Source organism: Pseudomonas sp. 43NM1 (genome assembly GCF_002836905.1).
Classification (GTDB): Bacteria; Pseudomonadota; Gammaproteobacteria; order Pseudomonadales; family Pseudomonadaceae; genus Aquipseudomonas; species Aquipseudomonas prosekii.
The window spans coordinates 18,225-30,887 of sequence record NZ_MKGS01000149.1; the positions used below are offsets into that span (position 1 = coordinate 18,225).

General features: G+C 61.6%; 10 protein-coding genes and 1 pseudogene. 5 read left to right on the plus strand and 6 right to left on the minus strand.

The features are described from left to right. Positions 1 to 43: 43 nt before the first annotated feature. Both BI292_RS16680 and BI292_RS16685 read right to left on the minus strand, forming a co-directional pair. The gene (locus BI292_RS16680) at positions 44 to 1,057 is read right to left on the minus strand and encodes an aldo/keto reductase (RefSeq protein WP_101208508.1); all 1,014 of its coding nucleotides are present in this window, start codon (positions 1,055 to 1,057) and stop codon (positions 44 to 46) included. 188 nt (positions 1,058 to 1,245) lie between these two features. Continuing rightward, a complete protein-coding gene (locus tag BI292_RS16685; RefSeq protein WP_101208509.1) occupies positions 1,246 to 2,556 on the minus strand; it encodes an MFS transporter in 1,311 nt (436 codons plus the stop codon). A 170-nt stretch (positions 2,557 to 2,726) separates the two neighbouring features. Between BI292_RS16685 and BI292_RS16690 the strand changes: the two genes are divergently transcribed. The 5 genes and pseudogenes from BI292_RS16690 (at position 2,727) to BI292_RS16705 (ending at position 8,374) form a co-directional block, all read left to right on the plus strand. Next, positions 2,727 to 3,839 carry a sugar diacid recognition domain-containing protein gene (locus tag BI292_RS16690; protein ID WP_101208510.1) on the plus strand — a complete coding sequence of 371 codons (1,113 nt, stop codon included), beginning with the start codon at positions 2,727 to 2,729 and terminating at the stop codon, positions 3,837 to 3,839. Between the two features lie 253 nt (positions 3,840 to 4,092). Continuing rightward, on the plus strand, positions 4,093 to 5,232 hold the full coding sequence (locus BI292_RS16695) for a glycerate kinase (RefSeq protein ID WP_092281352.1): 1,140 nt from the start codon (positions 4,093 to 4,095) through the stop codon (positions 5,230 to 5,232). A gap of 288 nt (positions 5,233 to 5,520) precedes the next feature. Next, positions 5,521 to 6,288, plus strand: a pseudogene (locus BI292_RS29495) (MCP four helix bundle domain-containing protein); the annotation flags it as partial. After that, positions 6,283 to 7,146: a methyl-accepting chemotaxis protein gene (locus BI292_RS29500; RefSeq protein ID WP_371918736.1), complete on the plus strand. Its 864-nt coding sequence runs from the start codon at positions 6,283 to 6,285 to the stop codon at positions 7,144 to 7,146. The pseudogene BI292_RS29495 and the gene BI292_RS29500, both read left to right, overlap by 6 nt. 40 nt (positions 7,147 to 7,186) lie before the next feature. Continuing rightward, entirely contained in the window at positions 7,187 to 8,374 is a 1,188-nt protein-coding gene (locus BI292_RS16705; protein ID WP_101208512.1) for a pyridoxal phosphate-dependent aminotransferase, read from the plus strand. Positions 8,375 to 8,481: 107 nt separating this feature from the next. On the opposite strand, the gene BI292_RS16710 is transcribed toward BI292_RS16705, so the two are convergent. From BI292_RS16710 to BI292_RS16725, 4 genes are all read right to left on the minus strand, one after another. Next, a complete protein-coding gene (locus BI292_RS16710) occupies positions 8,482 to 9,459 on the minus strand; it encodes a D-glycerate dehydrogenase (protein ID WP_101208526.1) in 978 nt (325 codons plus the stop codon). A gap of 39 nt (positions 9,460 to 9,498) precedes the next feature. Then, positions 9,499 to 10,797 (minus strand): MFS transporter, encoded by a 1,299-nt coding sequence (locus tag BI292_RS16715; RefSeq protein WP_101208513.1) that lies wholly within the window; start codon positions 10,795 to 10,797, stop codon positions 9,499 to 9,501. Positions 10,798 to 10,904: 107 nt separating this feature from the next. Continuing rightward, positions 10,905 to 11,879, minus strand: coding sequence for a sugar kinase (locus tag BI292_RS16720; RefSeq protein ID WP_101208514.1), 975 nt, complete (start codon positions 11,877 to 11,879; stop codon positions 10,905 to 10,907). After that, the gene (locus BI292_RS16725) at positions 11,872 to 12,654 is read right to left on the minus strand and encodes a sugar phosphate isomerase/epimerase (protein WP_092281342.1); all 783 of its coding nucleotides are present in this window, start codon (positions 12,652 to 12,654) and stop codon (positions 11,872 to 11,874) included. The genes BI292_RS16720 and BI292_RS16725 overlap by 8 nt, the downstream gene beginning before the upstream one ends. Positions 12,655 to 12,663 lie beyond the last annotated feature (9 nt).

The following is a 12,663-nucleotide window of genomic DNA, read 5'->3' on the forward strand; positions in this document are numbered from 1 at the left end:
GCGTGGGAACAATCAGTGCTAGCCAGTTACGGGTCAGTCCGGGTCAGTTATTGCGGGGGTTGCGGCCGGAAACGAAGTGGCTGATGTCGTTGAAGCCCGGCGTCGAGGAATGCCCCGGCGTCACCAGCGAATTGATAAACGCCTCATCCTCGGCGCTGATCTTCACCGCTTGAGCCTTGGTGTAGGCGTCCCACTGTTCTTCGGTGCGCGGGCCGACGATGGCCGAGGTCACGGCGCTGTTGTTCAGCACCCAAGCGATCGCGAATTCGACGATGCCGACACCACGGCCCTCGGTGTATTGCTGGATTTGCTGGGCGATGCGCAACGACTCGACGCGCCATTCGGTTTCGAGTATGCGCTTGTCCTGCCGGCCGGCGCGGCTGTTCACATCCGGAGTGACGTCTGGCGCGTATTTGCCGCTGAGCACGCCGCGCGCCAACGGGCTGTAAGGCACGACGCCGAGGCCATAAGCGTGAGCGGCGGTGATTTGTTCCGATTCGGCCTGGCGGTTGACGATGTTGTACAGCGGCTGACTGATCACCGGGCGGTCAACGCCGAGTTTGTCGGCGACGCGAATCACTTCGGCGATGCGCCAGCCACGGTAGTTGGACAGACCCCAATAGCGGATCTTGCCTTGGCGAATCAGGTCGCCGATGGCCGAAACCGTCACTTCCAGCGGCGTGTTGTGGTCTTCGCGGTGCAGGTAATAGATGTCGACATAATCGGTGTCGAGCCGTGTCAGGCTCGCATCGATGCCGTTGAAAAGGTGTTTGCGGCTCAAACCGCTGCGGTTCGGCACGCCGTCCACCGGGCCGAAACCGACTTTGGTCGCGATCACCCATTCATGCCGATTACCGGCGACGGCTTCACCGACGATCTCCTCGGAACGGCCGTTGGTGTAGACGTCGGCGGTGTCGATGAAGTTGATGCCCTGATCCCAGGCCTTGTCGATGATCCGCAGCGAGTCTTCGGTGCTGGTCTGTTCGCCGAACATCATGGTGCCGAGGGTCAGCGTGGACACCTGCAATCCGGAATGGCCGAGGGTGCGATAGCTCATGAACGAAGTCCTTTTGTCGGTGCGGAAAAGGCTTCAATCAAATACCAGAATGGTTGCCCGGAGCAACCGGAATATCGACGCGAATCCCTGTGGGAGCCGAGCTTGCTCGCGATAGCGGTAGCACAGACACCATCAATCTTGACTGTGCAGCCACCATCGCAAGCAAGCTCGCTCCCACAAAAGGCAGATCAGACGCGCAGCGTTCGCGTCATCCGCAACGCCAACACACTGCCGCAGACAATCACGCCCGCCAGCAGATACAACGCCGCATCCGTCGAGCCGGTGCTGTCCTTGACCCAGCCAACCAGATAAGGGCTCAAGAACCCGGCCATCTGCCCCATCGAGTTGATCAGCGCCAAACCACCGGCCGCCGCACCCGCGCTGAGCAGCGCCGTCGGCACCGGCCAGAACATCGGCAGGCCGGTGAGGGCGCCCATGGTGGCGATGGTCAGGCCGAGAATCGCAATCGCCGGCGTCGTCGCGAAGTTGACTGCGATCAGCAAACCGACCGCGCCCATCAGCATCGGCACCACCAAATGCCAGCGCCGCTCCTTGCGCAGATCCGCCGAACGACCGACCAGCAACATGAACACCGCCGCCAGCAGATAAGGAATCGCACTCAACCAGCCAATCACCAGGTTATCGCTGAAACCGAGGTTCTTGATGATCGATGGCAACCAGAAGTTGATCGCGTAAACGCCGCTCTGAATGCAGAAATAAATCAGCCCGAATGCCCAGATCGCCGGGTTCTTGAACACCGCCGCCAACGAGTCGGTGGTGGTTTTCGGTTTGTTCGCCAGGTCTTCTGCGTGGTCGGCTTCCAGCACCGAACGCTCGAACGGCGTCAGCCACTTGGCATTCGCATAACTGTCGCTGAGCAGGAAATAGGCGAGGGCGCCGAGAATCACCGTCGGAATCCCTTGCAGCAAAAACATCCACTGCCAACCGGCCAAGCCACCTTGGCCAGCGGCGAAGTGGTTGAGAATCCAACCGGAAAACGGGCTGCCGAGCAGACCGGAAACAGGAATCGCCGACATGAACAGCGCCATGATCCGGCCACGGCGGAACGTCGGGAACCACTGCGAGAGATACAGCACCACACCCGGGAAAAACCCGGCTTCGGCCGCGCCAGTGAACAGGCGCAAAGTGTAGAACTCGGTCGGCGTAGTGACGAACAGCAGGCACGTCGAGAGCGTGCCCCAGACGATCATCATCAGCGCGATCCAGCGCCGTGGGCCGAATTTGCTCAGCGCCAGGTTGCTCGGCACGCCACACAAGACGTAGCCGATAAAGAAGATCCCGGCGCCGAGGCCGTACACGGTCTCGCTGAATTTCAGCGCGTCGAGCATCTGCAACTTGGCGAATCCAACGTTCACCCGGTCGAGGTAGTTGAACAAGTAGCAGATGAAAATGAAGGGGATCAAACGTAAGGTGATGCGCTTGTAAACGGCGCTTTTTTCGTCAGCATTGGTCTGGGTAGCGGCTGCGCTCTGTGACATGGCGGGCTCTCTCTTTATTATGATTTTTTGCGATGCAAAGGGTAACGTTGATCGCCCCGTGAGTCTCGGCCACCGCTTGGGTGATTGTCTTTGTGCCTGAGCACAGCGTTTGCCGGACAAGCCTGTGCGGGTGAACAACCCGTCCCCCCTCGTTTTCAAGGATCTGCGCAATGTTTGAACTCGATCACGACCTGGCCCAGGACATCGTCGACCGGGCCATGGCCATCCTCCCTTACAACGTCAATGTCATGGACAGTCAGGGGCTGATTCTGGGCAGCGGCGAACCGGAGCGGATCAACACGCGCCACGAAGGCGCGCAATTGGTCCTGGCCAACGGGCGGGTGGTCGAGATCGACGCGCAAACCGCGATACACCTCAAAGGCGTGCAACCGGGGATCAACCTGCCGCTGTTGCTTGATCAGCGCCTGATAGGCGTGCTCGGCATCACCGGCGAACCCGAGCAATTGCGCACCTACGCCGAGCTGGTGCGCATGACCGCGGAAATGCTCGTCGGCCAGCGCAATCAGCAAGCCGAGCAGCAATGGCGCCGGCAACGTTGCGATGACCTGCTGGCGTTGCTGCTGACCGATGCCGGCGACTCGCCGCGCTTGGTCGATGAAGCGCAGCAACTGGGGCTCAAACCACAATTGACGCGGGTGCCGTATCTGTTCGAATTGGGCCTGGAGCACGGGCCGGGGCAGACCGTCGAAGCGCTCAGCGCGTGGTTGATCAGCCGTTATCCGGACAGTTGGTGCGTCAGTTCGGCGAAATCTTCGCTGCTGTGGTGCCGGCCGGGGAATCAGCCGGTCGAGCACGAACGCTTGCTGGAAAAACTCGATGGCCTCGGTTGGAACATCCTGCGCATTGCCGTCGGTGGCCAGGCCGATGGCTTGCCGGGGTTGCGCCGCTGCTATCGGCGCGTTGCCGATTTGTTGGCGTATGGCCGCGACGTGCTGCCCCGCTCGCGGTTGCTGACGCTGAACCGTTATCGATTGCCGGTGATGCTGTGGCGGCATCGCAACGACGATGCGCTGGACGAATTGCTCAAGCCATTGCGCAAAGTCATCGCCAAGGACAACAACGGCCAATTGCTCGCGACCCTGCGCAGTTGGTGTGATCACGACGGGCAAAGCCAGGCCTGCGCCGATGCGCTGGGGATTCATCGCAACAGTTTGCGTTATCGCATGGAGCGGATCGCCGAGTTGAGCGGGGTCGATCCGTTAAGGCTGGACGGGATGCTGGCGTTGTACCTCGGGGTGCAACTGCTGCCGCAGACGGATTAAACGAGTGATTTCAAGGACGCCATCGCGAGCAAGCTCGCTCCCACAGGGGATGCATTGCAAATGTGCGAGCGAGTTTGCTCCCACAGGGAACGCGGCGCTCTTGTGGGAGCGAGCTTGCTCGCGATGGGGCCAGCCCTGCCATCGCGCAACTTTGTATAAATGAACAATAAACACCACCCCAACTTGTGCACCGGACAGGGGCCAGCGCTGCGAGCAACTGGCAGCATGGAGGCACAAGAACTGGAGAATGCTCATGAAAATCGTCATCGCCCCCGATTCGTTCAAGGATAGTTTGAGTGCGCAGGGCGTGGCCGATGCCATTGCGCTAGGTCTGGCCGAGGTCTGGCCCGACGCGCAGTTGATCAAATGCCCGATGGCCGACGGCGGTGAAGGCACGGTCGAATCGGTGCTGGCGGCGTGCGAAGGCGAACTGCGCCGCACTCAGGTGCGCGGCCCGCTGGGCATCAGCGTCGAAGCGGCGTGGGGCTGGTTACCGCACAACCACACCGCGATCATCGAAATGGCCGAAGCCAGCGGCTTGCAACTGGTTGCGCCGGGCCAGCGCGATGCGTGCGTCAGCAGCACGTTCGGCACCGGTGAGCTGATCCGCGCGGCGCTGGATGCCGGCGCGCAACGGGTGATCCTCGCCATTGGCGGCAGCGCCACCAATGATGCCGGTGCCGGGGCAATGCAGGCGCTCGGCGTAAAGCTGTTCGACGCGCAAGGGCAAATTCTCGCGCCCGGCGGACTGGCGTTGGCGCAACTGGCGCGCATCGACCTCAGTGACATCGATCAACGCTTGAGCGCGGTGCGTTTCGACATCGCCGCCGACGTCAACAATCCGCTGTGCGGGCCTCACGGTGCTTCGGCCATCTTCGGTCCGCAGAAAGGCGCTTCGCCGAGTCAGGTCGAGCAACTGGATAAAGCGCTTGGGCACTTCGCCGATTTGTGTGCGCAGGCGTTGGACAAAGACGTGCGCGACGAGCCGGGCAGCGGCGCGGCAGGTGGTTTGGGTTTTGCCGCGAAAGCTTTCCTCGGCGCGCAATTCCAGGCCGGCGTTGAGGTGGTTGCCGAGTTGGTCGGGTTGGCTGACGCCGTCGAGGGCGCCGATCTGCTGATCACTGGCGAAGGTCGTTTCGACGCGCAGACCTTGCGCGGCAAAACCCCGTTCGGCGTGGCGCGAATCGCTCGCGAGGCCGGCGTACCGGTCATTGTCCTCGCCGGGACCTTGGGCGAGGGTTATCAGGCGTTGTATGCGCACGGCATCGACGCCGCGTTCGCCCTCGCCAGTGGGCCGATGACTCTGGAACAAGCCTGCAGCGAAGCGCCGCGACTGCTGCGCGAACGAGCCACCGACATCGCCCGCGTCTGGAACATCGCCCGCAAGGCCTGAGCACGAACTGCGGCAAACCGGCCTGAATTGCCCATCAAGGTCGACGCAATTCCTGTGGCGAGGGAGCTTGCTCCCGTTTGGCTGCAACCCGACGCGCACAGCTCCCTCGCCACAGGGAAATATATTTGCATTCCCGCCGCAGAAAACCTCAAGCCCCGCCGATAACCCTCATAGGCGCACACAAACCAAATACAACACTGGCGCCACGCTTTTGCGGCCGGCGCCTGCCTGCCCGATACAGCGACTATCGCAAGGATGCTCGAAGCTCACCCACCCGAGAGTCATCCTATGTCCTTGCGTAATCTGAATATCGCGCCACGAGCCTTCCTCGGTTTCGCGTTCATCGCCCTGTTGGTGATCGTGCTGGGTGTGTTTGCCGTCAGCCGGATGTCGATCATCCGCCAGTCCTCCGTCGACATGGGCAGCACGCAACTGCCGAGCGTCAGCTACCTCGGCAACGTCACCGAAAACATCCTGCGCATGCGCATTCTGTCCTTCCGGATTCTGGTCAACCGCGAGCCGGCGAGCCTGCAGGAGGCCGAAGCCCGTATCGGCGTGCTCAACGACAAGGCGCGCAAGGCCCAGGCCAGTTACGCCGAGTTGCCGGCGGGCAAGGATGAGAAGGCGCTGTACCAGACCTTCAGCACCACGCTCGACAACTACATGCAGGCTCAGCGCGAAATGCTCGACCTGTCGCGGCAGAACAAGGTCGATGAAATGCGTGTGTTGATCAACACGCGGATCAAGGACGGCACCGACCTGATGGGCGAACAGCTGAACAAACTGGTGGCGTTCAACCTCGAAGGGGCGAAAGCGGCTGGGGTAATTGCGGAGAATAACTACAACACGGCGGTCAACGGCATCGTGATCGTTTCGGTGGTGGCGGCGCTGATGACCGTGTTGCTCGCATGGCTGCTGACCCGCAGCATCGTCACGCCGTTGAACCGCGCGGTGCAGGCAGCCGAAACCATTGCCGGCGGCAACCTGACCAAAACCATCGAAATCGACGGCAAGGACGAACCGGCACGTTTGCTCGGAGCGTTGGCGGCGATGCAGGCCAACCTGCGCAAAACCATCGAGCAGATCGCCGGGTCCGCGACTCAGTTGGGCGCCGCCGCCGAAGAACTGAGCACGGTTACCGAGGAAGCCTCGCGCGGACTGCAACAGCAGAACAACGAAATCGAACAAGCCGCCACTGCCGTCAACGAGATGACCGCAGCGGTCGAAGAAGTCGCACGCAATGCGGTGTCGACCTCCGAGGCTTCCAGTCAGTCCACCCAGGCCGCTCGCGAAGGGCGCAACCGCGTGGTCGAAACTGTCGAGGCGATTCAGGTCATGACCCACGACGTGCAAAACACCTCGGTGATGATCGAAGGCCTGGCGACTCAGGGGCGTGACATTGGCAAAGTGCTTGACGTGATTCGCGCCATCGCCGAACAAACCAACCTGCTGGCGCTCAACGCGGCGATTGAAGCGGCGCGTGCCGGTGAAGCCGGGCGCGGGTTTGCGGTGGTGGCGGACGAGGTTCGCGCGTTGGCCCATCGCACCGCGCAATCGACCCAGGAAATCGAAAAAATGGTCGCCGGGATTCAGAACGGCACTGGCGAAGCGGTCTCCTCGATGCAACAAAGCAACCAGCGCACCCAAAGCACGCTGGAGATGGCTCGCGCTGCCGGCGTCGCGCTGGAGCAGATCACCCAATCGATCCATTTGATCAACGAGCGCAACCTGGTGATCGCCAGTGCTTCGGAAGAGCAGGCGCAAGTCTCGCGCGAAGTTGACCGCAACCTGGTGAACATCCGCGACCTCGCCACTCAGTCCGCTGCCGGCGCCAACCAGACCAGCGCCGCAACCCACGAATTGTCGCGCCTGGCGATGGATTTGAATGCGATGGTGGCGCGTTTTGTAATTTGAGATAGGGTTGTGTCAGGAACACGCGCGACAGGAGAGTTACATGCGCTATTCAGCCCTGACCCAACGCATCGCCGGAGACGGAGCGGCGGCCTGGAAGATTCATGATCGAGCGCTGGAGATGCGCGAGCAGGGCATTGATGTGTTGCTGCTGTCGGTCGGCGATCCGGATTTCGACACGCCGAAACCGATCGTCCAGGCGGCCATCGACAGTCTGTTGGCCGGCGACACGCATTACTCAGACGCGCGCGGCACTCGCGCCTTGCGCGCCAGCATCGCCAGCCGCCACCGTCGGCGCAGCGGGCAAGCGGTCGAGGCTGAGCATGTGATCGTGTTGCCCGGCGCGCAATGTGCGGTATACGCGGTGGCGCAGTGCCTGCTCAATCCGGGCGACGAGGTGATCGTCGCCGAACCGATGTACGTGACGTATGAGGCGGTCTTTGGCGCCTGCGGGGCGAAAGTGCTGCCGGTGGCGGTGCGCCCGGAGAACGGTTTTCGCGTCGATCCGGCCGACGTCGCGGCGCTGATCACCGCCAGAACCCGCGTCATTCTCATGAACAGTCCGAACAATCCTTCCGGCGCCAGCCTGTCGTTGCCGATCTGGCAGGCGTTGGCGGCGCTGTGCATTCGCCACGATTTGTGGCTGATCAGCGACGAGGTCTACAGCGACTTGCTGTACGAAGGCGAGCACATCAGCCCGGCGCATCTGCCGGGCATGGCCGAGCGCACCGCAACCATCAACAGCCTGTCGAAATCCCACGCCATGAGTGGCTGGCGCGTCGGTTGGGTGATTGGCCCGAAACTGTTGGCCGAGCACTTGATGCATTTGTCGTTGTGCATGCTCTTCGGCATTCCGGATTTCGTCCAGAAAGCCGCGCAAGTAGCACTGGACGGCGACTTGCCGGAAGTGGCGATGATGCGCGAAGAATATCGTCAGCGCCGCGATCTGGTGTGCGCGCGGCTGGGTAATTGTCTGGGGATTCGGCCGATCAAACCCGATGGCGGGATGTTTGTGATGGTCGATATCCGCCAGACCGGGTTGTGTGCGCAAGGCTTCGCCGAGCGCTTGCTTGATGGTTATGGTGTGTCGGTGCTGGCCGGCGAGGCGTTTGGGCCGAGCGCGGCCGGGCATATCCGGATTGGCTTGGTGGTGGATCAGGTGAAGTTGGCGGATGCGTGTCGGCGGATAGCCCTGTGTGCGGCGGACTTGCTGGAAGCGCGGCGGGCTTGAGGGCCTCATCGCGAGCAAGCTCGCTCCCACATTGAATCTGCGGCGTACACAAATTCGCTGTGGGAGCGAGCTTGCTCGCGATAGCTGCCTGACAGGCAGCAGATTACTCAAGCCTTCCACGCCCCGGTATTCACCAGGTTCGCCGGGCGTTCACCGGCCAACGCCATCAGCAGATTGTCCACCGCACAGGTGGCCATCGCTTCGCGCGTTTCGTGGGTCGCCGAGCCGATATGCGGCGTCGCGACCACGTTGTTCATTTGCATCAGCGGCGAGTCAGCATTCAGCGGTTCACGCTCAAACACGTCCAACCCCGCCGCGCGAATCTGCCCGGAACGCAGCGCTTCGACCAGTGCCGCTTCGTCCACGACTTTGCCTCGGGAAATATTGATGAAAATGGTTTCCGGGCGCATCAACGCAAACTGTTGCTTGCCGATCAAGCCCTCGGTTTCGGCAGTCAGCGGCAATGTCAGGCAAACAAAATCGGCCTGTTGCAGCAACTCCGGCAAGCTGCGGTATTGCGCGCTGAAACGCTGTTCCACTGCCGGTTTCGGCGAGTGGCTGTGATAGATCACCGGCATGCCAAAACCGAAATGCCCGCGCTGCGCCAACGCTTCACCGATCCGCCCCATGCCGATAATGCCAAGCGTCTTGCCGTGCACATCAGTGCCGAACTGCGCCGGGCCGACGTTGCGCTTCCATTCGCCGGCGCGAACCATGTTTGCCAGCTCGACTACACGCCGGGCGCTCGCGAGGATCAGCGCAAAACCGGTGTCGGCAGTGGTTTCGGTGAGCACGTCCGGGGTGTTGCTGAGGAGGATTCGGCGCTCGGTCAGGTACTCGATGTCGTAGTTGTCGACGCCCACCGAAACACTGGCGATCGCTTGCAGATCGGGCGCCAGATCCAGCAGTTGCGCGTCGAGCTTGAGGCTGGCGCCGAGCAGTCCGTGGGCGCGGGGCAGGGCGTCACGCAACTGCGCGAGGCCATCGGCGTTGAGGTTGTCGATCAGCGTGACGTCGGTCTGCTCATGCAGGCGAGCCATCAGCAACGGCGAGAGTTTCTTGTACAGCACGACCTGCTTTTTCATCGTCATGTTTCTCACTCAATGCAATCAATTCAGTTCAATTCAGGAATGCGCCGCCACCGGGCTTTTCGCGGCAGTCTTGGCAACGGTGCGGTCACTCGCGCCGGGCTTGAGGAAAATCGTCAGCACTACCGAAAGCATCAGTGCGCCGCTCATCAACAGGTATGAAGCGCCGGGCGAACCGGTGGTGCTGTTGAGGTAACCGACCAGATACGAACCGCCAAACGACCCGAGCGCGCCCATGCTGTTGATCAGCGCCATGGCGCCCCCGGCGACGTTGGCCGGGAGAATCTCCGGGACGATCGCAAAAAACGGTCCGTAAGGCGCGTACATGCAGGCGCCGGCAATCACCAGCAAGGTGTAGGACCACCAGAAATGCTCGGCGCCCAACGCGTAGGAGCCGTAGAACGCAATCGAGGCGATCAGCAGCGGCGGCCAGACAAACCGTTTGCGCTTCTGCAACTTGTCCGAGCCCCACGACACCACGAGCATGCCAATCACCGCCGCCAGATACGGCAGCGCCGACAGCCAACCGGCTTCGACCATGTCCATCTGCAAACCGGATTTGAGGATCGACGGCAACCACAGCACGAAGCCATAGACGCCAATGCTCCAGCAGAAAAACTGCAAGGCCAGCACGATGACTTTCGGCGAGCGGAAGGCTTCGGCGTAGTTTTTCACCGCTTTGATGCCGACCTGTTCGGCGGCCAGGGCGCTTTCCAGATCCTGCTTTTCCTCGTCGCTGAGCCATTTGGCTTGCGCCGGACGGTCATCCGCCAGACGCCACCAGATAAACGCCCAAAGCACTGCCGGCAAGCCTTCGATGATGAACATCCAGCGCCAGCTGAAATGCTGCACCAGGTAACCCGAAACCACCGACATCCAGAGCATGGTCACCGGGTTGCCGAGGATCAGGAAGGTGTTGGCGCGTGAGCGTTCGGCGCGGGTGAACCAGTGGCACAGGTAAACCAGCATCGCCGGCATCACTGCGGCTTCGACCACACCGAGCATGAAGCGGATGACGATCAGCCAGTAGGCGTTGGAGACGATGCCGGTGAGGGTGGCGAGGCCGCCCCAGAGGATCAGGCTGACGAAGATCAGCTTCTTGACGCTGTGTTTCTGCGCGTAGATCGCGCCCGGCACCTGGAAGAAAAAGTAACCGAGGAAAAACAGCGCGCCGAGCATCGACGACAGTCCCGGCGTGATCATCAAGTCTTCGGCCATCCCGGAGGCGGCGGCGAACCCATAGTTGGCGCGGTCCAGATACGCCAGGCTGTAGGTGATGAACACGATGGGCATGATGTACCACCAGCGGCGGGCGGCGAGTGTTGCAGTTTTCATGATGGTGCTCCTGAGCTTGTTGTTTTTGTCGCAGCAGGTAACGGGTCAGATCTTCAGTAAATGTACCGGCCCCTTCGCGGGCAAGCCTCGCTCCTACAGGAATTGCGCTAACCCTGTAGGAGCAAAGCTTGCTCGCGATCGGCGGTGGAGAATTCAGCAGACATCTCAATCCTCGTAGGCAACCCTTCCATATCCCCACGGCTCTGCACCGCGCGGCTGCCAACCCAGTTGGCGCGTTGCACGGCTTCGGCGAAGCTGTGGTTTTCCAGCAGGGCGCTAATCATGCCGACGGCAAATCCATCGCCGGCACCGACGGTGTCGACCACGGTTTGCACCGGCACACCGGCGACAAAACCCTGATCCAGTTGCGTGCGGTAATAAGCACCGTGCGGCCCGAGTTTGATCGCCACTGCCTCGGCCCCTTGGTCGAGGTAAAACGCGGCGATGTCGGCCGGGTCGTCAAAACCCGTCAGCAAACGGCCTTCGCTCAACCCCGGCAACACCCAGTGGGCGAGGGCGGCGAGACGGTTGATTTCGGTAATCATCTGTTGCTCGGTGGCCCACAGGCTCGGGCGCAGATTGGGGTCGAACGACACGCTGCGCCCGGCGTCGCGCATGCGCGTCATCAGTTCCAGCGACATCTCGCGGGCGCTGGCTGAAAGCGCCGGAGGAATGCCGGTGGCGTGCAAGTGCCGGGCGTTAAGCAGTTCAGAGTTGATCGACTGCACCGACATATGACTCGCCGCCGAACCGCGACGGAAATACTCGACCCGCGGATCGCTGCCATCGTCGGCGCGCGACTTGAGCTGAAAACCGGTCGGGTGAGCGAAGTCCACCGCCACATGCCGACAGTCGAGGCCTTCTTTCTCCAGTGTGTCGATGACAAACCGCCCGAGGGAATCGTCGCCCACGCGGCTCAGCCACGCGACATTGAAACCCAGCCGCGACAGGCCAATGGCGACATTACTGTCGGCGCCGGCAATGCGTTTGTGAAAGTGGCCAACCGCAGCCAGATCGCCATTTTGCTCGGCAACAAACATGGCCATGGTTTCGCCAAACGAGAGGATATCGATCTCAGACATGCGCGTTCTCCAGGCGTGATTGACCGAGGCCGGCGAGGATCGCCACGTGTTCGCGGGTCAGTTGCACCAGGTCATCGCCCTGCAACGGATACTCCGCCGCACGCATCACGCCGTGGGCCATGTGCCGCAGCAATTGTTCCCACAGGTGCAGGTCAGCGGCGCTCGGCGGGATGGCAACCAGCTTGCCGTCAGCGCGGCGCGCGACCGCTTTGCAATGCACGTAACCGACATGCCGACCCAGCAATCGCGCAGCGCTGGCGGCGGACTGATCCTGCCATTGCCAGTTGCCAATATCGAAAGTCATTTTGATCGGCAGATTGTGCTGTTCGACCTCATCGAAAAACCGCTGAAACGGCTCGATGCGCCCACCGTGCAAGGTCTGGTCGTTCTCCACCAGCAGCTGCACCGGGCTTTGGCTCAACAGGCGGGCGAGGGCTTGCAGGTCATTGTTGTCGGTGAAATAGCCCAACGAGACTTTCAGCCATTTGGCGCCGAAACCCTTGGCGCGTTGCAGCGTCGTCAGCAGTTGCGGATTGGGTTTTGAATGGCCGGCCAGCCACAGTTCGATCGGCGAGGAATAGACACTTTCCAGTGCCTGAGCCTGAGTGTCGGCGGCCAGTTGCGCGGGGTCTTCGTCGGTCAGCAGCTCTTCGCGCCATTCGATGCGCGACGCGCCGGCAGTGGCCAATACATCGACGAAACTGCCTTGGCCGCGTTGGCGCACAAGGTCGGCACCGTAGCTGGACAGGCTGATGGAAACGGCGGGTTTATTCATTGTTATCTG